Origin of the sequence: Citricoccus muralis, assembly GCF_029637705.1 — a bacterium.
GTDB lineage: Bacteria > Actinomycetota > Actinomycetes > Actinomycetales > Micrococcaceae > CmP2.
In genome coordinates this window covers 897,464-922,730 of the sequence record NZ_CP121252.1, presented here as the reverse complement: position 1 = coordinate 922,730, position 25,267 = coordinate 897,464, and the positions used below count along the sequence as shown (strand labels likewise).

The window sequence follows — 25,267 nt, the reverse complement described above, 5'->3', positions numbered from 1 at the left end:
CCCGGACCATGGAGACGCCACCCAATGGAATCACCGCTGCAGGAGTACCTCGACGAACTGATCGACCGGCTGCGTCCTCTGGACGACGGAGAGGTCAACCAGGCGACGTTGAGCGCCGCCGAACCGCACCGCGACCACGTCGGCATCACCCTCACCACGGTCAACGGCAACCAGTACTCGGCCGGGGACTGCCAGGTACCCTTCGCCATCCAGTCCATCTCCAAGGCGTTCACCTACGGGCTAGCCCTGGACGATCTCGGTGCCGAGCGCGTGGTGGAAAAGGTCGACGTCGAACCCTCCGGTGACCCGTTCAACGAGATCTCCCTGCAGCCCGACGGCCGGCCCGACAACCCGATGATCAACGCCGGGGCCATTGCCACCGTGGGGCTGATCAAGGGCCGCGGCGGGCGCGACCGCATGGGCCGGCTGCTGAACACCTACAACGAGGCCGCGGCCGGGTCGGCCAGCACCGGGGAGCTGAAAGTTTCCGACCAGATCTACAAGGCGGAGGATCGTACCGGGCACCGCAACCGGGCGCTGGCCTGGTTGCTGCGCTCCTTCGACATCATCGAGTCCGACCCCGAGCCCGTGGTGCAGGACTACTTCCGGGCTTGTTCTGTGATGCTCACGGTGGAGCAGCTGTCCATGATGGCGGCGACCCTGGCCAATCGCGGCGTGAATCCGGCCACGGGGCATCGGGTGTTTTCGCCGTCGACCACGAGCCGCCTCCTCGCGGTGATGTCCACCTGCGGAATGTACGACGACGCCGGAAACTGGGCGATCGAGGTCGGCCTGCCCGCCAAATCCGGGGTGGGCGGTGGTCTACTCGTGGTGATCCCCGGTCAGGTCGGCATCGCCGTCTATTCCCCACCGCTGGATGAGCACGGCACCTCGGTGCGCGGATCCGCCGCGGTCAAGCAACTCACCGCTGACCTCGGCCTCCACTACGGCGATGCACCGCCAGTGGGCCGCTCGACCTTGCGCGCCTCCTACGCGCTGTCGGAATCGACGTCGGGGGTGCCCCGGCCGCACCGCATGTCCGAGGCCCTGGAACGGCTGGGGAAGCACGGCCACGTCATCGAGATTTCCGGCGACCTGGGCTTCGCCGAGACCGAGATCCTCGCGCATACGGTGGCCGAGATCGACCCGGACATCACCACCGTGCTGTTGGATCTGCGCGCGGTCGACGAATTCGGTCGCTCCGCCATTCACCTCCTCGTGCGCCTGGTGCGGCAGTTCCTGGCCGAGAACCGCGATCTGGCGCTGATCGACCAGGACGATCGACTCACCGGCCTGATGGTGGAGGCAGCCGAACGCGCCGGCGATCCCCTGCCCGATCCGCGCGAAGAATCCGCCGAGTCCACCCGTGGTGCCCAACTGGTGCGCTCAGGCAAGGTCACCGGGGAGTTCCGGCTGTTCCAGACCCGGCCCCGCGCGCTGGAGTGGGCCGAGCTGCGCGTGCTGCAGCGGTTCGAGCCCAAGCTGCTGCCGAATCGGCGTCAGCGCCCCGACCAGTCGCAACTCTTCGCCTTTTTGGGCGACGACGACGTCCAGCTGCTCACCGCGTTCATGGACCGCCGCGCCTTCAAGGCCGGCCAGGTCATTCGCCGAGCCGGCCAGCCCTTCGCCGGGATCTACTTCATCGAGTCCGGGCAGGTGGAGCTCACCTCGCAGGGCTCCGGTGGGCGTCGGTACCGACCGGTGTTCCTCTCCCCTGGCATGACCTTCGGCGAGATCGCGCTGGGTCGCTCCGGTCGCCAGCTCACCACGGTTCGTGCCGTCGACTCCGTGGTGTGCCGGGTGCTGACTGCCCAGATCATCGCCTCCCTCGAGGAGACCGCTCCCCAGCTGGCGATCAAGCTCTGGACGGCGATCTCCCGCGAGGCCTACACCCTGTTGGAGCAGTCCAGCCGCGAGGCCGGCGCCCGCCACGACTGACGAGCATGGTGTTTGCTCTGAGTAGGCCACAGGCCCAGCGCGGATGCGATGATCCCCTGGACAGGCGGCACTACTTAAGCACGTGCTGGCGCTCCCAATGGCCTACGAGATTTCCCGAAGCCTGCCCGTTGGGGACCCCTAATGCCGAGTAGTCTCAACCTTGAGTAAGCATCGGTCAGAATTCCTTAGAGGATCAGTGCTGCGTAGAGGTGACTCTTCGTCGGTCTCCATCGCCCTTTGACCAGCTCAGGAAAGATCTGGACTTCCGAATGGCCTCGATCGATCAGTGCTTCAAAGGATCCGTCTCTCGAGATGCACACCTCGGCCTGGTCATAGTCAAGCCAGACGTTTTCCACCGGACTCCATGCTTTGTAGATTGCTTCCTTGATGCAGAAAAGGAGCCTGCCTGCCGGCACGCTACCAAGTTCTTGCTGAACATGCCTGAGACGAGATACTTCACTCGGTATAGCAATTTGCTCCAGAACGCCGTCCGGAAGTGCTTGGGCTGGCTCGGCGTCGATTCCGATTGACATGAATTCGCCAACAGTACCGACCGCAGCCGCTCGGTAACCGCGACAATGCGTGATACTGCCAACGACGTTCGCCGGCCATAGAGGTGCGCCCGAAGCACCCTTCAGAATCGGCACAGGCTGAACCCCTAGCTTCTGAAGTGCACGCCGCGCGCAAATTCGTCCCGTCGCGAATTCCGACCTTCGCTTCTTGAGCATACCTTGCGCGTATTCGAGCTCGTCGTCAAACCTGAGTCGTGCCATGTTTGGTGAGGATCAGTGGTTGAGGGGTCTGGATCGTTGATTTTCCGCGGTTCAGGTTCCGGAATCTACGCACTAATCGCGTGCCGACTAGACTGTGCGGGTGGGCTTGTTCGTGCGGAAGGTGAAGACCGCTTCAGGAGCGACCGCGGTCCAGATTGCTCATACCAAACGCGGTATCCAGAAGATCGTGGAACACATCGGCTCCGGTCATACAGAGGCCGAGATTGCGGCCCTCGTTCATATCGCGAAAACCAAGATCGCCGGTGATCAACAAGAACTCGATCTCGAACTCCCCAGCGCCCAGGCCCAACCGGGTTCTCAGCCCAGCATCGCACCCGTCGGGCCCAGGGTGACTGGGTCCGCTGCTCAACTGCTTTGGAGCGTGCTGGAAGACGCCTATGAGCATCTCGGGTTCACCGAGGTAGGCAACGCGGTGTTCCAGAAACTCGTGCTAGCCCGACTAGTAGAGCCGACCTCGAAAACGGACACGATCCGTGTCCTCGAAGAACTCGGCGTCCAGGCTCCGTCATTGCGCACGATCTGGCGGACCCTAGCCGAGTCCATCAGCCAAGACTGGCGGGACGGATTCAGCAAGGCAGCCTACGCACACGCGCTGAAAACCGCAGGCCATGCTGGCCTGTCTGTGGTGCTCTATGACGTCACGACGCTGTATTTTGAGGCTACTGATGAGGACGAGCTACGCAAAGTCGGGATGAGCAAAGAACGCAGAGTCGATCCACAGATCGTCGTCGGGCTACTGGTGGATCGGGATGGGTTCCCATTGGAGATTCACTGCTTCGAAGGCAACAAGGCAGAGACCTTGACCCTGGTCCCGGTGTTGCGGTCTTTCCAAGAACGGCATCAGGTTCAGGATCTGGTGGTCGTCGCTGATGCTGGGATGCTCTCAGCGGCGAACCTCAACGCTTTGGAGGATGCGGGGTTCTCGTTCATTGTCGGCTCGAGGATCACCAAGGCCCCGTATGACCTGGCAGAGCATTTCGACCGTCATGGCACCTACTTCACCGACGGACAGATCCTAGAATCCACCCGCACCATGGGGGCCGGTGCTCAGGTCAGGCAGCGCCGGGTGGTGTATCAGTACTCGTTCAAGCGCGAGAAGCGCGATAACTACACTTTGAACAAGCAGATCGAGAAAGCCGAGAAAGTCGCGTCCGGGGCTCGGCCAGTGCGTAGAGACCGGTTCGTGAATCTCACCGGCAAGAAACCCGGGGTGGACTGGGCGCTGGTCGAGCGAGCCAGACAATTGTTGGGTTTGAAGGGGTACGTGACGAATATCAGCCCACACGTCTTGGATGGTGAAGCTGTCGTCGCCGCCTATCACGATCTCTGGCAGGTCGAGAAGTCGTTCCGGATGGCCAAGAGTGATATCCGGGCCCGGCCGATGTTCCATCATCAGCGTGATTCGATCGAGGCGCACTTGACGATCGTGTTCTGCGCGCTGGCCGTAGCTCGTCATCTGCAACACGTGACTGGGGTCAGTATCAAGAAGCTTGTTCAAGTACTACGACCGTTGCGAACGGTCACGATTGATATCAATGGGCAGCAACTCGCCGCGGCCCCGTCCATCCCCGTGGACGCTCAGAAACTGCTCGACTCGTTGGTCTCATAAACTACGCACTAAATCTGGCACGACTCAGGTCAAACAATAGTGGGCCGCCCCCGTAGTTAGGTCCGCTCAGTATGCGAGTCGGTTTCTTCGAACGTGTGGGTGCAGGATCGAGCGTACTCGACCGGGGCCAGGTACCCCAGCGAGGAATGTCGGCGCTCGTGGTTGTACTCGTGCTTCCAGTCGCTGATCACGACCCGTGCATGGAGCAGCGAGTAGAAGCTGTTGATGTTCAGACACTCGTCGCGGAGCCTCGAGTTGAACGACTCAACGTATCCGTTTCGCCAGGGCTGACCGGGCGGGATGTACGACAACCCGGTTCTCGTGCCAGCCCAGTCTGCAACGGCATCCGAGATGAACTCCGGCCCGTTGTCACTTCGCAGCATCATCGGTGCCCCATGCTCAGCGACGAGTTCCTCGAGATGCTCGATGAATCGCTCTGCGGTGATCGACCGCTCCACAAGACCACCCAAACACACGCGGGTGTGCTCATCCACGATGGAGCAGATCTTGATCGCTTTGCCGCGCTCATCGACATCAAATTGGAAATCAACCGCCCACACCACGCCCGGCGCAGCCGCCTTGGGGGCGTCAGCAGTTGATGACCCCACCCGCTTCCGCCGACGTTTCTGCGGCACCCGGAGCCCTTCTTCACGCCACAAACGTTGTACCTTCTTGTGGTTCACATTCCAGCCCTCAGCACGCGCGTCATGGTACGCACGTCGGTACCCCCAACGTGGGTGGTTCTTCGCAAACTTCCGGAGCCAGTCGCGCAGCGCCTGGTCAGGGTCTGCCGGGGTGTCGCCTCGGAGCGGCCGCCGCCATGCGGAGCGGGAAAGCCCGGCCAGGCGGCACGCCATGCGCTCACTGATCTGCAAGGTGCGAATCAGGTGCGTGATAGCGGCGCGACGCCTACCCGGGCCTAGAAGTTTCCCTCAGCCAACTCCTTCAAAGCAGCCTTCTCGAGCTCTGCTTCGGCAAGCAACCGCTTCAGGGTCGCGTTCTGCTTCTCGAGCTCCTTGAGCCGTTTCGCGTCGTCGGCTTTCATGCCGCCGTACTGGTTTCGCCACCGATAATAGGTCTGCTCGGTAACCCCGAGCTCGCGGCAGGCATCGGCGATCGTATTGCCCTCGCCCAGGAGCCGGTCGGCTTGCCCGAGTCTCCGGACGATCTGCTCCGGGGTGTGACGCCTTCTTTGTTTGCTCATCGTGTGATCCATTCTCCCCGCGAGCGCGGGGGTCAGGACTCACATAACGAATGGACCTAGAAAACGGGGTCAGCCCAATAGGCCATCCAAGTCTCCGAACGATTCATACACGACTATCCCGTGGGATATTAGCCCTTGCACGGCGACCTAAGACTAGCGAAGGACTCTCCCCGATCTCGTTGCATAGCTCGAAGAACGACTGACGTGGAAGTGATCAAGAAGAATCAACAATCACAGTCGAGTCAAGATTCGCTTCAGCGGCTCCATCCCGCTCCCGCAAACGAGCTCGAACAGCGAGCCATTCGTCTTTTAACTCTGGAAGTCGCTCAGCGAGAAAGAGATACAGTTCGCTCAGCTCTTGAAGCGCCTGTTTTCTCCCTGACTCATCAGCTTCGAGGAGTTGCGAAGCTTGCTCAAGTAGTTGGGCTTGATCGGCGTAAGCCTCACCGTCCAAGTCCCTGGTGAATTGCTGGATGTCAAGATTTGCGACTACGAAGTCGACCCTTTGCCCGCGACCGCGATAGCGCCGGGCTAGTCCTCTTTCGCTGAGCAATGACACGGCCTGAGTGATTGCACTTCTGCTGGCTAGTAGCGCGTCTGCTAGTTCGGCGATCGTCTGTTCCGCCGGAGAGCTCACGGCTAGGTATGCCAACGTCCGGCCGGCCACGGGTGGAAATCCCAGGCTTTCCGCGTAGTAAGCACCGGCTTTATCGACGAACTTCAACGTTTGCACCTGGTCTGTCATTGAGCTCCTAGCGATCGGCATTCTGAGCAACTGGCGCCCCCTCTTCAACCCAAGCCAAGCACTCTTCTCTAGTACCTGGACCAAAGGCCACATGCCAACCATCCGGCACGTTCTTGAATTCAGGCCAGAGTGACTTCTCCAGCTTCTCATTCGTCAAAATAAAGAAGGATCCGTTTTCGTTGTCTAGAGCACTCATCTTAGTATCTCCTCGCTCTTTTAGGGGTATGGTTCTTCAAATCGGTTCTGTATCTAGTGAGACTGGAGCCATGCGCGCATTGAATCTTCGAAACTGCTAACGCCAGCTTCAGTCAGTAGCTCGTCATGTGTTGTCGGGGCCGAGACCGACTTCACCTCACCGTTCACGCGGTAACGCCAATGGGCTTCTGTGTCAAGTGCAGCGGTAGCACCCTTTGACGCAACGATGACCATGACGTCAGCGGAGATATAGGCGGGATCCACATGACCGTTTAACAACGCTTCCATTCCATCCAAACAACGGCCCATACGGAGGGCATCTGCCTTAGGCGGAAGGACGTCGGCTGCACCACTCTGTTCTACCCATGCATAGAAGCTGTCGACTCCGCTGAGCACGGAAGGAGAAAGATCCCTCAAGCCAATTTCAGCGTGCCGGGCAAGCAGAGTCACGATATCTGCCTCGGTCACTTTCGTCTGGTTCGCACCAGAAACGGCAGGGTCCACCGAATCAATAACCACCAACGACGCAATCGCTTCACCACGCTCTTCCAATTGGCGAACGATCTCTGCGGCAATCGTTCCGCCGCTGGACCATCCGACCAGCGTCGTTTCGTTCCAGTTTTGCACACAGTCAGAAAGCCCATCCATATGGCGTCGAGCAAGCATCTCGATACTTGCGTCCGAGGCCTCCCCGAAGTACTCCGGTGCCTGTACCGCGTAGAAGGGGCGGTCCGGTGGGATAACCCGTAGTAGCCGTGAATATACGTGCCCGGTACCGGCTCCAGGATGAATCGCGACGACGGGTGCGCCTTTTCCATCCTGGAGCGTCAATACATGCGGTTCATCTACATCGGCGAGACCAGCAGTCAATGAAGACGCCATTGCCTCGACGCTTGGGCTGTTGTAGACAAGCCGAGCCGTTAGGTCGAGGTTTAGCTCCGTCCGTATGCGGTTGACCAGTTGAATCGCCGTAATCGAGTCCCCGCCCAAAGCAAAGAACGACTCATCAGTACTCACCGAGTCCAATCCCAAGACCTCCGAGTACAACTGCACCAGAACCCGCTCAGTCTCTGACTCAGGCTCCACAATCAGCCGAGCATCATCCAACTCCGGTCGCGGCAACTGCCGGAAATCAGTCTTGCCGTTATGCGTCAACGGAATCTTCTCCAACTCAACGACCGCAGCAGGAACCATGTAATCCGGCAACCACTGCCGCAACTGCTCACGAACCAATGCCGACTCAACATCAGCACCCGAAGCAACCACATACCCGACCAACTGACGATGCCCAGGCATATCCTCACGCACCATAACGGTCGCCTGAGCCACCCCCGGCACCCGAAGCAACGCAGCTTCTACTTCACCAGTCTCCACACGGAAACCACGGATCTTCACCTGATCGTCATTCCGCCCCTCAAAGACCACCTCACCGTGCTCATTCCAACGAGCAAGATCGCCCGAACGGTACATACGAGCACCATCACCAGCAAACGGATCAGCAATGAACCGCTCAGCCGTCAGACCCGGCCGACGGAAATAACCTCGCGCCAACCCGATACCAGCAATAAACAGCTCACCGGTCACCCCGACCGGACACGGATTCAGATTCCCATCCAACACATAAATCGACGTTCCCGGGAACGGCCGACCAATACTCGGCGCATCCTCCCCCGGCACCAACGCACCCGTCAATGTCGACACCACAGAATTCTCCGTCGGACCATATGTGTTGAAAAGTGAGTGATTCTTCGACCAGTCGTCGACTAGGGACGAAGTGCAGGCTTCTCCGCCAACGACAACGACCAAACCTTCAGGAACCTCGTCAGGATCGACGGTTGCCAACAGGGCGGGGGTTAGAGACATGTGGGTGGGCTTGACCTTGCGAATGGTCGTGGTCAAATCTGCATCTACAGAAGACTTGGCCCCTTCGACAATTGACAGTTCCGCGCCGGAACAGAGGGTGACGAAAATTTCCTCGACGGAGATATCGAAGCTGGTGGATGCCATGTGCATGAACCGCTGACCAGGACCAACGCCGAACGCCGCGGATTCAGCGTTTACGAAGTCGGCGAGGCCGCGGTGAGTGACCAAAACCCCCTTGGGCTTACCAGTTGACCCGGATGTATAGATCAAATAAGCCGGATCGTCCACGCCCAAAGCACGAACCCGGTCCTGCTGCTCAACAGCACTGTCAGAAACATCGCGCCACGGACGATCTTCAACCAGAATCTCGCCGGAACGACCAGAACCCCTCGACGAACTCGCCACCACGAAACTCGGGCACGCATCATTCAGAATGTAATCAATCCGTTCCAGAGGATACTCCGGATCCACAGGCAGATACGCACCACCAGCCTTGATCACACCCAAAATGGCGACCAAAGCATCAACACCCCGCGGCAACATAATCGCCACGATCGATTCTGGCCCAACACCAAGATCAATCAAATACCGAGCAACCCGATTAGATTCCCGATCCAACTGCTCATACGTCAGCCCACCATCAGACCCACTCACCGCCGGCCGATGTGAATGCAAAGACACCTGCTGAGCAAACAAATCCGGCAACACAACAGGGACCTCAGCAATCCCGGTCTGATTGAACGACTCCAGCTGGCCGCGTAACTCATCACCGACCAAATCCACATTGCCCACAAACTGATGCGGATCATCCACCACAGCAACCAACGCCCTGATGAACTGTTGCAGCTGTCGCCGTGTTCCTGGCTCGCCGTGCATCTGATCATTTGTGTACCAGAGAGCTTCAGTAGTGTCACCTTCCGGGTGGTACACAGAGACGAAGGCGTCGTCCGTCAAGCCGTTGTTTACAACAGTGAGCCGACTTTTGATTCCTTCGAGTCCCGAATCAAACGAACCCATATAGTTCACCGTAAGACCTGCTAGTTCGGTCACCCCTGACTCGAGGCGTAGATCCCGGCCAAGGCGCGATGCTCGGTAACGCTGATGCCTTAGCACTCCAGCCAGTCCAACTTCAGCAGCGACCACAACCTCTTCGAAGGTCATAGCAGCAGTGACATGAATCGGAACCGGGAGGATGTTCGCGGCAGTCGCTGGCGTCTCACGATCTTTTCTGGAGAATCGAGCAGCAAGCGCCAGACCAACGGGTATATCTCCGTCACCCACTAGCGGATGCAACATGACGGCCGCAGCCGCAAGTAAGGTTGCAGGAATTGATTTTCCAGTGCTCTTGATTCTGTTGAGCAAATCGCTGGGCATATTAGAGCGAACAATATGATTGCTCGTAGCGCGGATCGGCGGGGCACCGCTCAAGCTTGCGCGTCGCCTGAGTCGCTCCGTTTGACCCCACCAGTACTCTCGGTCCCTAGCCAAATGATTTGACTCACGATACTGATGGTCTCGCTCAATAAACCCTTCTAAGTCACCGATGCTGGAGTTTGAGTCAGCTGGCGATTCACTGGTAGGCGCCTGGTAGGCGAGCATGACTTCACGCACGATAAGTGCACCGGCATAACCGTCGAGGTGATAGTGATGTGCCGCGAAATCAACGCGATAGTGGTCGGGCCGCAGGCGAGCGACGACGAAGACGTGACTATGGTCTGAGTCTAGCGGTGATAGTTGAGCATGCCACGGGACAAGCCACTGATCAAGCGCGCCCTCCGGGTTAGACGAACCGGAGAAATCCAATGCATGTACATTCGGGCGAGTCCGCCGAAGGCGTTGCTGGGGCAAAGCGTTTGCAATGTCGATCACCAGGCCAAGTGACTCAGTTCGAAGGACGACTCGACGCAGAGCCTCCTCCATTTTCGCTAGATTGACGTCCTCAAAGATGTCGACGAATTCTTTCACGTACCGCCGGTCTCTGCCACCGGCCAGTAACTGGCTGTACCAGAACTCCTCTTGCGCACCCGTCAGGGTCAACTTCTTGTGTTCCATAGCATCTCCGTAGACATCTGATTCGTAGCGGAACTGAACTCTCGGCTCTCAACTGAACGTCAACTCATGTGCATTGACCCCGCCCGGTGCGTTGATTCTGGTTCACCCAGGGAATACACCGAGAACGTTAACCGTCAGTCAGTAAATAGGATACCAGCGATAACACGTAAATGTGTCATAACTATTAGATGAAACATTCTCAGAACTATTGACCCCAATGAGCTTCAACAGTATGATAAACAGCACAGATCACAGTTATATCTGTTATTCCTGCTATGCATGTCAGCTGTGATATTATCGACCTCGGCATGACTACGACCCGAGGACATTTGGCATGACTGCACCCCTGGCCTTCCTTATCATTGGCCTGGCACTGATCGACAGCACTAGTCTCGGCACATCCCTCATACCCTTGTGGTTGTTGCTGTCTCCGGGGCGTCTCAGCAAAACACGCATCGGCTCTTACCTGCTGACACTGACATTGGCATACTTTGCTATGGGTTTGGCCGTGGCGGCCGGAGCAGCATCCCTCTTTAACGCATTCCAATCCTGGATTTCGTCCGCACCCGACGCATTGCTTGTCGGTGGTCAGACAACAATCGGCGCGCTTATCATCGCGTTCGGACTCACCCTGCTCATCCGCAACCTTCGGGGTGTAGAAAAGGGTTCCGGCAACTCGCTATTTCGGTGGCGGAACGAAGCGATGACAGCTGGTTCTTCTCGGGGTCTTGTCCGGCTTGCCCTTCTAGCGTTCGGCATTGAGTTCGCCACGATGGTCCCCTACGTCGGAGCAATCGTTGCAATGACTGACGCTGAGATGACCGCGGAGTCGATCGTTCTCTGGATCTTCATTTACTGTGCAGTCATGATGGCTCCGGCCGGGATTTTAACCGTGTTCCGCTTGGGCTTGGGACATCGGATAGATCCACTTCTCCGACGCTTGGACGCCTGGCTCGAACGCCATATGGGCACGGTCAGCGGTACCGGGCTGACACTTCTGGGCGCGCTCATCGTAGGCATTGCACTCAGCAATCTGACAGCCTAGCATCACGAAGCCACCGCGGAGAGACTCTCAAATGGGTAGTGTTCGGCATAGTGCTGTCCAGCTAGGTCGATGATTGGCTGCTGAGGATATGACTCAATAAGAATGTGACACTGTTCCGGGTGTCTTTTCCTTGACTTGTCCGCCACAGTCTCCGTCATCGAAACCGGGACGTTCCCGGTGAATCTGACTACCACCTATGAAGGTGACTACCAGATCGAAGGCGGCGCCTGGATCCCGGTAGCCGGCACCATGAGTGTGAACGCTGAAACCCAGCAAGCCGATATCTGGCGGGCCAAGACCCGCAACGTGGCCGAGCCCTGCACCCCCGGCTCCACCGCCTGGGGCTGCACCGGCTAATCCTAGAGCCTCCTCAGCCGCGATTTGCTCGTTCCGGTTCAGAAACGACAGGACGCACCACCCCGAAGGGCAGTGCGTCCTGTCGTTTTACTGCGCTCTAGACGCTGGCCAGATTGGTCAGCGCGGTGTCTCAGAGCGCGTCAATGATGGCGTTCAGCGTGGCCGAGGGGCGCATTGCTGCGGAGACAAGCTCCTGCTTCGGGTAGTAGTACCCGGCGATGTCGACGGGCGCACCCTGAACGGCGCTCAGCTCCTCGACGATCTGCTGCTCGTTGGCACGCAGCTGCTCGGCAACAGGCTTGATCCGCTCTGCCAGCTCGGCGTCGTCGGACTGTGCTGCCAGTTCCTCGGCCCAGTACAGGCCCAGATAGAAGTGCGAGCCGCGGTTGTCGATCTCGCCGACCTTGCGCGAGGGGGAACGACCCTCCTCGAGCACCTTGCCGGTGGCACGATCCAGGGTGTCGGCCAACACCTGAGCGCGCTGGTTGCCGTTCGAAGCAGCCTCGTGCTCGAAGGACACGGCCAGGGCCAGGAACTCGCCGAGGGAATCCCAGCGCAGGTGGTTCTCCTCCAAGAACTGCTGCACGTGCTTCGGAGCGGAGCCGCCGGCGCCGGTCTCGAAGAGGCCACCGCCGTTGATCAGCGGAACGATGGAGAGCATCTTCGCCGAGGTGCCCAGCTCCAGGATCGGGAACAGGTCGGTGAGGTAGTCGCGCAACACGTTGCCGGTCACCGAGATGGTGTCCTCGCCGCGGCGGATACGATCCACCGAGAACTGGGTGGCTTCCTTCGGCGCCATGATGCGCAGGTCCAGCCCGTCGGTATCCAGGTCCTCGAGATATTCGTTGACTTTGGAGATCAGGTTGGCGTCGTGGGCGCGGTTCTCGTCGAGCCAGAACACGGTGGGGGTGCCGGTGGCGCGGGCTCGGTTGACGGCGAGCTTGACCCAGTCGCGGACCGGAACGTCCTTAGTCTGGCAGGCGCGCCAGATGTCGCCGGCTTCGACGTCGTGGCTGAACAGCACCTCACCGGCGGAGTTGACGACCTCGACGGTGCCGTCCGACTCAATGATGAAGGTCTTGTCGTGCGAACCGTACTCTTCGGCTTTCTTCGCCATCAGGCCCACGTTCGGGACGGTGCCCATGGTGGTCGGGTCGTAGGCGCCGTTGACGCGGCAGTCGTCGATGACGACCTGGTACACACCGGCGTAGGAGGAGTCCGGGAGCACGGCCAGGGTGTCCTGCTCGGCGTCGTCCTTGTTCCACATCTTGCCGCCGCTGCGGATCATGGCGGGCATGGAGGCGTCGACGATGACGTCGGAGGGAACGTGCAGGTTGGTGATGCCCTTGTGGGAGTTCACCTGGGCCAGGGCGGGACCCTCGGCGTAGGCCTTCGCGATCTCGGCGCGCACGCCCTTGGCGACCTCGGCGTCGAGCTGGTCGAGACCGCCCTCGATCGCAGCCAGGCCGTTGTTAGCGGACAAGCCAGCAGCGGCCAGCTGCTCGCCGTACTTCTCGAAGAGGCCGGGGAAGTAAGCCTTCACGACGTGGCCGAAGATCACCGGGTCGGAGACCTTCATCATGGTGGCCTTCAGGTGAGCGGAGAACAGCACGCCCTCTTGCTTGGCGCGCTGCACCTGCTCGGCGAGGAAAGCGTCCAGGGCAGCGGCGGACATGAAGGTGCCGTCGATGATCTCGTGGCGGAGGACCTTCAGCCCGTCCTTCAACACAGTGGTGGTGCCGGAGGCGTCGGTGTGACGGATCGTCAGGACGTCATCGTCAGGAATAATGACTGACTTTTCGTTGGAGAAGAAATCGCGGTCAGACATGGTGGCCACATTGGTCTTCGAGTCGGCCGACCAGGCGCCCATGGAGTGCGGGAACTTGCGGGCGAAGTTCTTCACCGACTGCGGGGCGCGGCGGTCCGAGTTGCCCTCGCGCAGCACCGGGTTCACAGCGGACCCCTTCACGGAGTCGTAGCGAGCGCGGATGTCCTTCTCGGCGTCGGTCTTCGGCTCTTCCGGGTAGGCGGGCAGCTCATAGCCTGCGGCCTGGAGTTCCTTGACGGTGGCCAGCAGCTGCGGCACGGAGGCGGAGATATTGGGAAGCTTGATGACGTTGGCTTCCGGTTCTTTCACGAGCTCGCCCAGCTCGCCCAGGGCATCGATGACGCGCTGATCTTCCGGGAGGAGATCCTTGAACGCTGCCAGAACGCGGCCGGCCAGGGAGATGTCAGCGGTCTCCAGCTCGATGTCCGCGGTGGCGGCGAAGGCCCGCACCACCGGAAGCAGCGACGCTGTGGCCAGCATCGGTGCTTCGTCGGTGTGGGTGTAGATGATTTTCGACATAGATCGGTTCTCCTCTATTCACTGGGGATCCGTGCAGCACGGCGGGGTCACAGTCGCCATCAAATTTACCTGAGCGCGGCGATCCACGCGATCTGCGTCGTGGGATCGTCACAGATCCTGCGGTGAGCGGAGTCGGTTCGACCGGTGAACGGCGAGCGTGCGGGGCGGTGGGCGAGGTGATGCGTGTGCTGGGTTCTCGAATTGCGCCGTCGTCGATATGCTCATCGGTATGACACAGCCTCCTCAACCCCCTTACGGTTCTGGCTCCGATTCCGGTTCCTCGGGCACGCCCGGCTGGTATGGGTCCTCGGGCGCGCAGAACCCCTATGATTCGGTGCCACCCTATTCCTCACAAGACGGCGGCGCGCAGCCGAATGATGGGGCCGGGCGGCCGGACTCGTATCACCAGCGGGGGCAGTACAGTCAGCAGGGCCAGTATGGTCAGTACCCGGTGTCGCCGGAGGGGCAGTCCAACGCGACGACGTCGCTGGTGCTGGGCATCATCGGGCTCTTCGCCTTTGGGATCATTTTGGGCCCGCTGGCCATCTATTTCGCAGGGAAGGCGGAGCGCAACGGTGTCCAGGCCACCGCGGGCAAGGTGATCGGATGGATCGTCACCATACTGTGGGGGCTCAGCATCATCATGATCATTTTCGTGGTGCTGTTCAGCATTCTGGTGGCGGGCGCCAGTAGCGGGTACTGACACACGGACCGAGTCTGGTAGCGGCGACGGTTAGATTCCCAGGATCAGCCGAGCGATCAGGAAATAGACGATCAAGCCCAACGCGTCCACCACAGTGGAGATGAAGGGGTTGGAGAACACCGCGGGATCCACACCGATCTTCTTCGCCAGCAGCGGCATCAGCGAGCCCACTGACGCAGCCAACGTGCACACGCTCAGTAGCGTCAGCCCGATCACCGCGCCCAAGTCCCAGGAGTAGACGAGACCGGCCACGAGCAGCCCCAGGGCACCCAGGGTGGCTCCGAGCGAGAGGCCGACCAGCAGCTCGCGGCGCAGCACCCGCACGACATCGCGGGGTCGCACATCCCCCAGGGCCAGGGCGCGGGTGACGGTGGTGGCGGCTTGATTTCCGGTGTTGCCGCCGGTGCCGATGAGCAGAGGGACGAACAGGGAGAGCACCACCATGGTCTCCAGGGTTTCTTCGAAGACCTCCAGGACCTGCACTGTCAGGATCGCGCCGATGGCCAGCACGAGCAGCCACACGATCCTGGCCCGGAAGAGGCGCTTCACCGGCGTCGAGAGATAGGGCTGCGCCAGCGGAGTGGAGCCACCGGCGCGCTGCGAGTCCTCGGATTCCTCCTCTTCCAGAATGTCGAACGCCTGGTCCACGGTGAGCAGGCCGACAATGCGGTGTGTCTCGTCGGTAACGGGCAGGGCGAGCAGATCGTGCTCGGCGCACAGGCGGGCGGCCGTCTCGTCGTCCTCGGTGGCCAGCACCGCCAACACGTCGGTGTCCATCAATGACTCGATCGTCGCGCCCTGGTCCGCGGTGACCAGACGGGAGAGCTCGATCATGCCCTGCAGCTGATGTGCGTGGGCGACCACCGGCAGCCGGGCAATGAACCGCTGACGTCGTTCGGGGATGTCGGCCTCCCGGATGGCGTCCAGTGCTTCGGCGACGGTCCACTCGGAGCGCAGCTCGATGAGGACCGGGCGCATGCGCCGCCCCACGGACCCGGCCGGGTAGCCGAGCACGGTGCCCGCGCTGGCCCGCTGGCTGCCCGGCAGACTAGCGAGCAGCTGTTGAGCCACCTCGGCGGGCATCTCATCGAGCAGACGGGCCTGGCCGGACGCCTGGAGCTGACCGAACAGCTCCTGAACGTCGTCATCCTGTAGTCCCTCGATGAGGTCGCGCTGTTGGCGCGGCTCGATCGCGGCGAACACGTCGACGGCGACGTCCTTGTCCAGCAGTCGGAAGACCACCGGAACGTCCTTCGGGTCGCTGCGGTCCAGCAGCCGCTCCACCTGGGTGGCGGTGAGCTCGCGCAGTAGCGTTCCCGCGCGTGGCCAGTCGCTCTTGCGTAACGCCTCACGCACCCCGAGTTCCTGGGCGCGCAGGGTCGGAATCGAGCCGGTGTGCGGGGTGACGGGGTGCATTCTAACCGTGGAAGAAGTGGCGCGCCCCGGTGAAGTACATGGTGATCCCGGCCGCTTCGGCGGCAGCGACCACCTCTTCATCGCGGATGGAGCCGCCCGGCTGGACGACGGCGCGCACTCCGGCGTCGATAAGGATCTGCAGCCCGTCGGCGAAGGGGAAGAACGCATCCGAGGCGGCGACCGCACCGCGGGCCCGCTCGGGGGCGCCGGCACCGGAGACGTTCTCGGCGCCACCGGCGCTGGTGATCTCCGCGGACTGGCTTCCGGTCTGCGCGGCGCCCAGGGTGTTGGCGCGCTCGACGGCGAGCCGGCAGGAATCGAGGCGGTTGACCTGGCCCATGCCGATGCCCACGGTGGCGGCGTCGTTGGCCAGCAGCACCGCGTTCGATTTGGCGGCCCGGACCGCGCGCCAGGCGAAGCTCAGGTCGCGCAGGGTGGCCTCGTCGGCGGCGGCACCTGCGGCCAGGGTCCAGTTCGCGGGCTGATCGCCGGCGGCGTTGAGTGCGTCGCGGGTCTGCAGCAGCATGCCGCCGGAAATCTGCTTGTATTCGACGTCATCCTGGGCGAAGCCGTCCGGCAGACGCAACAGGCGCAGGTTCTTCTTCGCGGACAGGATCTCCAGGGCCTCGGCGGAGAACCCGGGGGCGATGATGACCTCAGTGAAGATGTCCTTCACGGTGGCGGCCATGCCGGCGGTGACCTCACGGTTAGCGGCGATCACGCCACCGAAAGCGGAGACCGGGTCGCAGGCGTGGGCCTTGCGGTGGGCGTCGGCCAGCGGGTCCTCGGCGCCCGGCGTGGCCACCGCCACACCGCAGGGGTTGGCGTGCTTGATGATGGCGACGGCCGGGTCGGCGAAGTCGTACGCTGCGCGCAGGGCGGCGTCGGCGTCGGCGTAGTTGTTGTAGCTCATCGGCTTGCCCTGCAGCAGTTCGGCCTGGGCGATCCCGGGGGCGGCAGCGGCTTCCACGTAGAGCGCAGCGTGCTGGTGCGGGTTCTCGCCGTAACGCAGCGACTCGGCGCGCTCCAGGGAGACCCCTGCGTAGGGTGGGAAGGCCGGGGCTGCGGCACCCTCAGCTCCGTCAGTCTCCTCGATGTCACCGAACTGAGCGGCGGTCCAGGCCGCCACAGCGTTGTCGTAGGCGGCGGTGTGCGCGAACGCCAGGGAGGCCAGCCGCTGGCGGGTCTTCAGCGAGAATCCGCCCTGCTGCGCGGCGGTGACGACATCGTCGTAGCGGGTCGGGTCCACCACAATCGCCACGGAGGGGTGGTTCTTGGCGGCCGCGCGCACCATGGAAGGCCCGCCAATGTCGATCTGCTCGATGACCTCGTCCTGGGCGGCGCCCGAGGCCACCGTGTCCACGAACGGGTAGAGGTTCACGACCACCAGGTCGAAGGGGGCGACGTCGAGATCGCGCAGTTGGGCCGCATGATCCTCGCGGCGACGGTCGGCCAGAATGCCGGCGTGCACGCGCGGGTGCAGCGTCTTGACGCGACCGTCCAGGCACTCCTGGAACCCGGTCACCTCGGACACCTCCGTCACCGGCACCCCGGCGTCGGCAATGCGCTTGGCGGTGGAGCCCGTGGACACCAGCTCGACGCCGGCCTCGTGCAGGCCGCGGGCCAGCGGTTCCAGCCCGGTCTTGTCGTACACCGAGATGAGTGCGCGCTTGAAGGGGACGTGATCCAGAGTGATGCTCACGAAAGACTCTCCTGTGGGGTGAACGGGTGCGTACGGGCCGTCGGGTCCGCGGGTGCGTGATTCAGTCTATGTCAGCCGTGCCGGGCGCCAGGTCCAGATCACCGATCACGACGTCGGGGTTCTGCTGGCGCGCCCGGTACAGCGCGGTGAGGGCGTCGAGCACCATGGCACGTTCCTCCACCTTGATCCGCTCGTGCAGGGCGGCTTCGTCTTCGCCCGGGTGAATCCGCACGGCACGCTGGTCCAGAATGCGCCCGGTGTCCACCCCGGCGTCGACGAGGTGCAAGGTGGTCCCGGTGATTTTCACCCCGGCCGCGAGCGCATCGCGCACCCCGTGGGCGCCGGGGAACGACGGCAGCAGGGCGGGATGGGTGTTGATGAAAGTCCCGGCGAAGCGGTCAATAAATTCCGGGCCGACAATCCGCATCAGTCCGGAACTGAGTACCAGATCGGGATCGTATCCGGCGACGGCGTCGCTCAGGGCTACCGTCCACGCGGTGCGGTTCGGGTAATCTGCGTAGTCCAGGACGAAGGTCTCCAGACCGGCGTCGCGGGCGCGCACCAGACCGTAGGCGTCCGGGGTGTCCGACCCGACGGCGCTGATCTGAATCGGCAGAGCGCCGGAGGAGACGGCGTCGAACACCGCTTGGGCATTGCTGCCTGAACCCGAGAGCAGAATCACGATACGCATGGACCCTATGATCTCATTCGACGCCGTCTCCAAGCGGTATCCCACCCGGGGCGGCTCCCGGAAGGCTGCGCAGAATTCCCCTCCGGCTGATCGTCCCGCGGTGGATGACGTCAGCTTGGACATCCCACGCGGCGCGATCACGGTGCTGGCCGGGTCTTCCGGATCGGGCAAAACCACGCTGCTGCGCATGGTGAATCGCATGGTGGAACCCACCTCCGGCCGGGTGGTGGTGGACGGCGACGACGTGGCCGGTGTCGACCCGGTGCGTCTACGCCGCCGGATCGGCTACGTGATGCAGAATTCCGGGCTGCTCCCCCACCGCACCGTGGCGCAGAATATTTCCGTGGTGCCCCAGCTGAACGGGGTCTCCCGGGCGGAACAACGCGAGACCGTGACCGAGATGATGGAGCTCGTCGAACTGGATCCGGTCCTGGCCTCCCGGTACCCCAGTGAGCTCTCCGGCGGGCAGGCCCAGCGCGTGGGCGTGGCGCGCGGGCTGGCCGGGCGACCCGAGATTCTGCTGATGGACGAGCCCTTCGGTGCGGTCGACCCGCTGGTTCGGTCCGGGCTCCAAACCCAGCTCAGGTCACTGCAGTCCCGGCTGGGCACCACCGTCGTCTTCGTCACCCACGACATGGACGAAGCGCTGCGGCTCGGCGACCACATTGTGCTGCTGGGGGCCTCCGCCCAGATCGAGCAGCAGGGCACGGCCGAAGAGTTCGTCACCGCCCCGGCCAATGATTTTGTGCGCGGGTTCCTCGGGCTGCAGGGCGGCGGGCGCGAGCTGTTTACCCGCACCGGCGCGGACGGGTCGGTCGTCGTGGTCGATGCGCACGGGCGCCCGGCCGGCGTGCTGGCAGAGCACCCGGAGACCTCATGACCTGGGTGTTCGACAATCTGGGGCTGATCGGCGAGCGCACCTGGGTGCACCTGTTGACCTCGTTGCCGGCCATTTTCGCCGCCCTGATCATGTCGCTGCCGCTGGGCTGGCTGGCCCACCGCGTCCGCCCACTGAACTCCGGGATCCTCACCACCGCCGGGCTGCTCTACGCCATCCCCTCGCTGCCGCTGTTCATTGCACTGCCGGTGATTCTGGGCACCGGGCTGCGCGACCTCACCAATGTGATCATCGCGCTGACGCTCTACGGGGTGGCGCTGATGGTGCGCTCGGTGGCCGAGGGGTTCGACTCGGTGCCGCCCGAAGCACGCCTGGCCGCCGTCGCGCTGGGCTATTCCCCGTTGCGCCGCGTGCTCACCGTGGAGCTGCCCTTGGCGGCACCGGTGATCCTCACCGGGCTGCGCGTGGTCTCGGTGTCCACTCTGTCGTTATGCACCGTGGGCGCCGTGCTGGGTATCCCGTCGCTGGGCATGTTGTTCACCGACGGGTTCCAGCGCTCCATCATCCCGGAGCTGCTCACCGGCATCGTGATGACGCTGTTGCTGGCCGCCGTCTTGGACGCCCTGCTGGTGGCGCTCGGACGGGTGCTGACCCCGTGGCGACGGACTGGTTCGGGGGCTCGGGCATGATCGCAGAAACCCTGGCCTGGCTCACCGACCCCGGCCATTGGGAGGGCACCGGCGGTATTGCCCGGCGTAGCCTCGAGCACCTGCAGTACACCGGCACGGTCATCCTGATCGCCCTGATCATTGCGGTGCCCTTCGGCTGGTGGATCGGGCACACCCGCCGCTTCTCCGGCATCGTCGTGGGGGTCTCCGCTGCCGCCCGCGCCCTGCCCACCCTGGGCCTGATCACCCTGTTCGCCGTGCTGATGGGCATCGGGGTGGTGCCTCCACTGGCCGCCCTGGTGATTCTGGCGATCCCCTCTGTCCTAGCCGGGGCGTTCAGCGGGTTCGACACGGTGGATCCACGGGTCGTCGACGCCGCGCGTGCCCAGGGCTTCACGACGGCGCAGATCGTCACGCGCATCGAGATTCCGCTGGGGTTGCCCCTGCTGCTGGGCGGAATCCGCACGGCCACCCTGCAGGTCATGTCCACCGCTACCCTGGCTGCCTATGTGGGTGCCGGGGGCCTGGGCCGGTTCGTGTTCTTAGGGCTGAACACCCAGCAGTACGCGATGATGCTGGGAGCCTCGGTGATGGTGATCGTGCTGACCCTGCTCATCGATCTGGCGCTGGCCGGGGTGCAGCGCGCTGCCGTCCCGCACGGGCAACGCCTCGCCGCGGCGTCACCAGATTCTGCGTGACCCGAGCATGGCGCTCGTGCCGCACTGAACCGTACAGTGGTGCACCATGAACCCTCGCCGCACCGTTCACACCGCCGACACCGTTGGATCTGCCGAGACAGCCGAGACACCACAGAGCACCCTGCGCCCGCGACGTCGGCTGCGTGCCTGGCACCTGATCACCGCCGGGGTGGCCGCCACCGCCCTGCTCACCGCCTGTGGGTCCGGCTCCGATCCCCTGGCTGATGACGACGCTTCCGCCTCCGGTTCGGCCGAAGCCTCGGGGGAAGCGAGCGCTGATCCGGAGGCCATTGCCATCGGTTCGCAGGCCTACTATTCGAACGAGATCATTGCCGAGCTCTACGCCCAGGCGCTGGAGGCCAACGGTTTCTCCGTCGACCGGCAGTATCAGATCGGCCAGCGCGAGGTGTACCTGCCCGAGCTGGAGTCCGGCGAGATCGACGTCATCCCCGATTACACCGGCAACCTGCTGCAGTATTACGACGAGGACGCCGCCGCCGAGGCCGGCTCGGCCGACGAGGTGTTCGCCGCGCTCGACGATGCCCTGCCCGAGGATCTGCGGGTACTGCAGTACGCCGAGGCCACCGACCAGGACTCCTACACGGTGACCGCCGAGACCGCCGAGGAGCACAACTTGAGCGCCATCGGCGATCTGGCGCAACTCGACCAGCCAGTTTCCATTGCCGCGAATTCCGAGTTCGAGTCCCGGCCGTACGGACCCGCCGGCGCCGAGGAGGTCTACGGGGTGCAGCTGGAGCTCACCCCGGTGGAGGATTCCGGCGGCCCGCTCACCGTCTCGGCCCTCACCGACGGCACCGTGCAGGTGGCCGATATTTACACCGCTTCCCCCGCCATCGCCGAGAACAACCTGGTGGTGTTGGAGGATCCGGAGAGCCTGATCCTGCCGCAGAACGTGGTGCCGGTGACCGGTTCCGACCTGGATACCGACGCCGCCGCCATCATCGAGGATGTGCAGCGCCGTCTCACGGTGGAAGACCTGATTGAGCTCAACACCCAGTCGGTCAACGAGCAAGCCTCCTCCGCAGACCTTGCGTCCCAGTGGTTGGAGGATCAGGGGATAAGCTGAGTCAATGACGTCTCCCGCGCCGACCAGACCGGACCACGCGACGCCCACCGATGAGGCCCTGCGCCGTGCGCGCAGCCAGTTACTCGCGCTTTTCGGTTGTCTGATCGGCACCTACGTGGCCTCCACGCTGACTCTGCCGGCCAAAGCCCTGGCGATCCCGTTCGCGCTGGCCGGTGTGGTGTTCGGCATCCTGGCGCTCCGCCGCGTGGGCAAGGCGGGACTGTCCATGTTGTTGCCCACCGCCGCCACCGTCGGCATGCTGGGTTGTCTGTTCTTCGCCGGCCTCGTTGCCGCGCAAATGGTGTTCTGGGATGCCACCGTGGCCTACGAGTCGTGTGTCAGCGGGGCCCTCACCGATCGTGCCCTGCATCAGTGCTCCGCCGAGTACAACACCAGGCTCGGCATCGGCACACCCTAATTCAGGCGCGCTCGGTTTCAGTCTTCGTCGTCGGGTTCGGGACCCACATAGCGGTCGCGTTCGCCCCAGGGTGCCACCAGATAGCCGATCATCGACCCCACCGCCAGTTGCGCGCCGAGCAGTAGCGCGGCCACCCACGCCACCGGCCCTACCTCGGTGAACTTGCCGATCCCCCAGGATCCGCCCGACAGCAGTAGCGGTACGAAAGACACGACGGCGACGGCGACGCCGACCAGCAACCCCAGCACCACCGTGGACACGCCGAGGGCCACCAGCGGCTGGGTGATCCGGCTGCGGAACCAGTCTTCTAGGTGGTTCTCCCCCTCACGGAACAGCCACCAGCCGGCCACGATACCGGCGGCCACCGGCACCAGTAGCAACCACCAGGCCGACTCCAACGACTGCCCGGTCGGAATGGCCGAGAGCAGCGGAATCGCCGGCTGCGCACCCACCGTGGTCCCACCCGGAGCCACCAGCGACCCGGCACCCACCGTGAACCCGGCACCGGTGAGATAGGCCACCGTCCACATCCCCACATTGGGCAGCATTCCCAGCTGGATCACCGTGAGACTGGCGCCACCGATCACCCCGGAGCCTAAGCGCTGGTACACGTCCGTGATGCTGGCCCACTGCAGCATTAGCTGCACTGTGAGGAGCACCGAGGCCAGCGCGTACACCGCGAAGACGCCGACCACCGCGCAGCGCACCACCGACCACAGGTAGCTCCCCGTCCAACGGGAGACCTGCGAGGTTCGGGCGATCCAGCCGGTGGTGTCCTGACCGAACAGGGCCGTCCAGGAGCCGGCTTCGCGGCGGGCGCCCACGAGCAGGGCCACGGTCATCCATGCGGCCGGAATCAGCGCCCCGGCCACCAGGTGAATCATCACCTCGGACGTGGACACCAGCGAGGTCAGGGCCAAGCCCACCAACATCCAGGTGAGCACCGCCCCCACCAGTGGCTGCCAGAACTGCGACGCTGTCGTGCACGCGCGCAACAGTCGACGCCCGGCGCGGTAGCCGAAGAGTAGCGGGATCAGCACCCCGGCCCAGCCCAGGAACCACCAGGTGCCGGTGATCGGGTCCGCCCCGTCGACCGCAATACTCAGCTCCAAGGGCACCCCGTGTGTGCCCAGCCACATCTGGCCGGCCAGTGCGCCGACGGCTTCCAGCGGCATATCGCGGAAGGCGCCCAGCCACCACATGGCAGATAGCGGCACCACGATCAGCACCATCGGAAACAGCACGACGAAAAGAGCTTCGACTCCTCCCTGCAACCACAGGGGCATCGGCAGGGTGGCACGGGGGGTACGGGCTGGTCGGTTCATCACGTCCATCGTGCCACCAGCGTACGCGTGAGCGGGTGAAGGGCGCGCGGTTCGTCATACCCATCGCGAGAGCGGATTCAGTGCTGTAATGTAGGAGCGCTGTGACAATGGTTGTCTCCGCCCGGAAGGGACCATTGTGGCGCCTTCCTCGACGCGAGACACGATCGACCAACTGATTGTGAGGAACTCCACGATGGAAGCAAGCTTGGAGAAGCTGCGCGAAGAAGTCCTGCATCGCAACCCGGGCGAGACGGAATTCCACCAGGCCGTGACGGAGGTTCTGGAAGCGTTGGAGCCGGTGGTGGACCGCCACCCCGAGTACGTGGAGCACGGGATTCTGCGCCGCATGTGCGAACCCGAGCGCCAGATCATCTTCCGGGTGCCCTGGGTCGACGACAGCGGCGAAGTGCAAATCAACCGCGGCTTCCGCGTCGAGTTCAACTCCGCACTGGGTCCGTACAAGGGCGGCCTGCGCTTCCATCCCTCGGTGTACCTGGGCATCATCAAGTTCCTCGGCTTCGAGCAGGTGTATAAGAACGCGCTGACCGGCATGCCGATCGGCGGCGGTAAGGGCGGCTCGGACTTCAACCCGGCCGGACGCTCCGACGGCGAAGTCATGCGCTTCTGCCAGTCTTTTATGACCGAGCTCTACCGCCACATCGGTGAATACACCGACGTTCCGGCCGGCGATGTGGGCGTGGGTGCTCGCGAAATCGGCTACCTCTTCGGCCAGTACAAGCGCCTGACCAACCGGTTCGAGGCCGGCGTGCTCACCGGCAAGGGCCTCACCTGGGGCGGCTCGCTGGTGCGCACCGAGGCCACCGGCTACGGCGCGGTGATGTTCGCCAACTCGATGCTGGGCACCAAAGGCGAGTCAATGGACGGCCAGAAGGTGCTGATCTCCGGCTCCGGCAACGTCGCCATCTACGCGGCTGCCAAAGCCCAGTCGCTGGGTGCGACCGTGGTCACCGCCTCGGATTCCTCCGGCTACGTGGTGGATGAGGACGGACTGGACTTGGACCTGCTCAAGCAGATCAAGGAAGTCGAGCGCGGACGCATCTCCGAGTACGCCCAGCGCCGCGGCGGCCGTTCCCGCTACGTGGAGGGTGGTTCCGTGTGGGACGTACCCGGCACCGTGGCTATCCCTTCGGCCACGCAGAACGAGCTCGACGACGCCGCAGCCCGCACGCTGATCAAGAACGGCGTAAAGGCAGTCTCCGAGGGCGCGAACATGCCCTCCACCCAGAAGGCCACCGAGCTCTTCCTCGACGCCGGTATTCTGTTCGGCCCGGGCAAGGCAGCCAACGCCGGTGGCGTGGCGACTTCCGCCCTGGAGATGCAGCAGAATGCCAGCCGCGACTCCTGGACCTTCGATTACACCCACGACCGTCTCGAGGCGATCATGGCCGATGTGCACGACCGTTGCATGGCCACCGCCGACGAGTACGGTGCGCCCGGTAACTACGTAGTGGGCGCCAACATCGCCGGCTTCCTCAAGGTGGCCGACGCGATGATCGCCCAGGGCATCGTCTGATCCCTCCCTGCAAGACCACTGCGCGACGTCGCTGTGCT

At 63.0% G+C, this 25,267-nt stretch carries 21 protein-coding genes; 11 read left to right on the top strand and 10 right to left on the bottom strand.

Going from position 1 to position 25,267, the window contains the following annotated elements:
- Positions 1-24: 24 nt before the first annotated feature.
- On the top strand, positions 25-1,938 hold the full coding sequence (gene glsA / locus P8192_RS04210; RefSeq protein WP_278158730.1) for a glutaminase A: 1,914 nt from the start codon (positions 25-27) through the stop codon (positions 1,936-1,938).
- Positions 1,939-2,123: 185 nt separating this feature from the next.
- On the opposite strand, the gene P8192_RS04205 is transcribed toward glsA, so the two are convergent.
- Positions 2,124-2,711, bottom strand: coding sequence for a 4'-phosphopantetheinyl transferase family protein (locus P8192_RS04205; protein WP_278158729.1), 588 nt, complete (start codon positions 2,709-2,711; stop codon positions 2,124-2,126).
- A gap of 100 nt (positions 2,712-2,811) precedes the next feature.
- Here P8192_RS04205 and P8192_RS04200 point away from each other — a divergent pair, with 100 nt between their 5' ends.
- Positions 2,812-4,341 carry an IS1634 family transposase gene (locus P8192_RS04200; RefSeq protein ID WP_431521138.1) on the top strand — a complete coding sequence of 510 codons (1,530 nt, stop codon included), beginning with the start codon at positions 2,812-2,814 and terminating at the stop codon, positions 4,339-4,341.
- Positions 4,342-4,397: 56 nt separating this feature from the next.
- Here the strand turns inward: P8192_RS04200 and P8192_RS04195 are convergent.
- From P8192_RS04195 to P8192_RS04180, 4 genes are all read right to left on the bottom strand, one after another.
- A protein-coding gene (locus P8192_RS04195) for an IS3 family transposase (RefSeq protein WP_278158466.1) occupies positions 4,398-5,545 on the bottom strand; the annotation gives its coding sequence in 2 pieces (ribosomal slippage) (positions 4,398-5,275 and positions 5,275-5,545; 1,149 coding nt in all).
- A gap of 214 nt (positions 5,546-5,759) precedes the next feature.
- Positions 5,760-6,290 carry a GbsR/MarR family transcriptional regulator gene (locus P8192_RS04190; protein WP_278158727.1) on the bottom strand — a complete coding sequence of 177 codons (531 nt, stop codon included), beginning with the start codon at positions 6,288-6,290 and terminating at the stop codon, positions 5,760-5,762.
- Positions 6,291-6,297: 7 nt separating this feature from the next.
- A complete protein-coding gene (locus tag P8192_RS04185) occupies positions 6,298-6,486 on the bottom strand; it encodes an MbtH family protein (protein WP_278158725.1) in 189 nt (62 codons plus the stop codon).
- 53 nt (positions 6,487-6,539) lie between these two features.
- Positions 6,540-10,400 (bottom strand): non-ribosomal peptide synthetase, encoded by a 3,861-nt coding sequence (locus P8192_RS04180; protein ID WP_278158723.1) that lies wholly within the window; start codon positions 10,398-10,400, stop codon positions 6,540-6,542.
- 334 nt (positions 10,401-10,734) lie between these two features.
- Here P8192_RS04180 and P8192_RS04175 point away from each other — a divergent pair, with 334 nt between their 5' ends.
- Both P8192_RS04175 and P8192_RS04170 read left to right on the top strand, forming a co-directional pair.
- Entirely contained in the window at positions 10,735-11,445 is a 711-nt protein-coding gene (locus P8192_RS04175; protein ID WP_278158720.1) for a GAP family protein, read from the top strand.
- A gap of 177 nt (positions 11,446-11,622) precedes the next feature.
- Positions 11,623-11,802, top strand: coding sequence for a hypothetical protein (locus P8192_RS04170; protein WP_278158718.1), 180 nt, complete (start codon positions 11,623-11,625; stop codon positions 11,800-11,802).
- A gap of 130 nt (positions 11,803-11,932) precedes the next feature.
- Here P8192_RS04170 and P8192_RS04165 read toward each other — a convergent pair whose 3' ends face one another.
- On the bottom strand, positions 11,933-14,149 hold the full coding sequence (locus P8192_RS04165) for an NADP-dependent isocitrate dehydrogenase (RefSeq protein ID WP_278158717.1): 2,217 nt from the start codon (positions 14,147-14,149) through the stop codon (positions 11,933-11,935).
- Between the two features lie 229 nt (positions 14,150-14,378).
- Between P8192_RS04165 and P8192_RS04160 the strand changes: the two genes are divergently transcribed.
- Entirely contained in the window at positions 14,379-14,852 is a 474-nt protein-coding gene (locus P8192_RS04160; RefSeq protein ID WP_278158715.1) for a DUF4190 domain-containing protein, read from the top strand.
- A gap of 30 nt (positions 14,853-14,882) precedes the next feature.
- Here P8192_RS04160 and mgtE read toward each other — a convergent pair whose 3' ends face one another.
- The 3 genes from mgtE to purN form a co-directional block, all read right to left on the bottom strand.
- The gene (gene mgtE, locus P8192_RS04155; RefSeq protein ID WP_278158713.1) at positions 14,883-16,268 is read right to left on the bottom strand and encodes a magnesium transporter; all 1,386 of its coding nucleotides are present in this window, start codon (positions 16,266-16,268) and stop codon (positions 14,883-14,885) included.
- Between the two features lies 1 nt (position 16,269).
- Positions 16,270-17,970, bottom strand: a complete 1,701-nt coding sequence (purH, locus tag P8192_RS04150) for a bifunctional phosphoribosylaminoimidazolecarboxamide formyltransferase/IMP cyclohydrolase (protein ID WP_270105998.1) — start codon at positions 17,968-17,970, stop codon at positions 16,270-16,272.
- Positions 17,971-18,031: 61 nt separating this feature from the next.
- On the bottom strand, positions 18,032-18,661 hold the full coding sequence (gene purN, locus P8192_RS04145; protein ID WP_270105999.1) for a phosphoribosylglycinamide formyltransferase: 630 nt from the start codon (positions 18,659-18,661) through the stop codon (positions 18,032-18,034).
- Between the two features lie 7 nt (positions 18,662-18,668).
- Here purN and P8192_RS04140 point away from each other — a divergent pair, with 7 nt between their 5' ends.
- Genes P8192_RS04140 through P8192_RS04120 form a run of 5 tightly spaced genes read left to right on the top strand, consistent with a single transcriptional unit; the run spans position 18,669 to position 22,370 of the window.
- Positions 18,669-19,541 (top strand): ABC transporter ATP-binding protein, encoded by an 873-nt coding sequence (locus tag P8192_RS04140; protein ID WP_270106000.1) that lies wholly within the window; start codon positions 18,669-18,671, stop codon positions 19,539-19,541.
- Complete coding sequence (locus P8192_RS04135) at positions 19,538-20,188, top strand: ABC transporter permease (RefSeq protein WP_270106001.1); 651 nt, start codon at positions 19,538-19,540, stop codon at positions 20,186-20,188. Before P8192_RS04140 ends, P8192_RS04135 begins: the two co-directional genes overlap by 4 nt.
- Positions 20,185-20,865, top strand: coding sequence for an ABC transporter permease (locus P8192_RS04130; RefSeq protein WP_270106002.1), 681 nt, complete (start codon positions 20,185-20,187; stop codon positions 20,863-20,865). The genes P8192_RS04135 and P8192_RS04130 overlap by 4 nt, the downstream gene beginning before the upstream one ends.
- Positions 20,866-20,911: 46 nt before the next feature.
- Positions 20,912-21,952, top strand: a complete 1,041-nt coding sequence (locus tag P8192_RS04125) for an ABC transporter substrate-binding protein (RefSeq protein WP_278158709.1) — start codon at positions 20,912-20,914, stop codon at positions 21,950-21,952.
- Positions 21,953-21,956: 4 nt separating this feature from the next.
- Positions 21,957-22,370 carry a hypothetical protein gene (locus P8192_RS04120; RefSeq protein WP_270106004.1) on the top strand — a complete coding sequence of 138 codons (414 nt, stop codon included), beginning with the start codon at positions 21,957-21,959 and terminating at the stop codon, positions 22,368-22,370.
- A 17-nt stretch (positions 22,371-22,387) separates the two neighbouring features.
- Here P8192_RS04120 and P8192_RS04115 read toward each other — a convergent pair whose 3' ends face one another.
- The gene (locus tag P8192_RS04115) at positions 22,388-23,695 is read right to left on the bottom strand and encodes a cell division protein PerM (RefSeq protein WP_270106005.1); all 1,308 of its coding nucleotides are present in this window, start codon (positions 23,693-23,695) and stop codon (positions 22,388-22,390) included.
- Between the two features lie 193 nt (positions 23,696-23,888).
- Here P8192_RS04115 and gdhA point away from each other — a divergent pair, with 193 nt between their 5' ends.
- Positions 23,889-25,229, top strand: a complete 1,341-nt coding sequence (gene gdhA, locus P8192_RS04110) for an NADP-specific glutamate dehydrogenase (RefSeq protein WP_270106006.1) — start codon at positions 23,889-23,891, stop codon at positions 25,227-25,229.
- Positions 25,230-25,267: the final 38 nt, after the last annotated feature.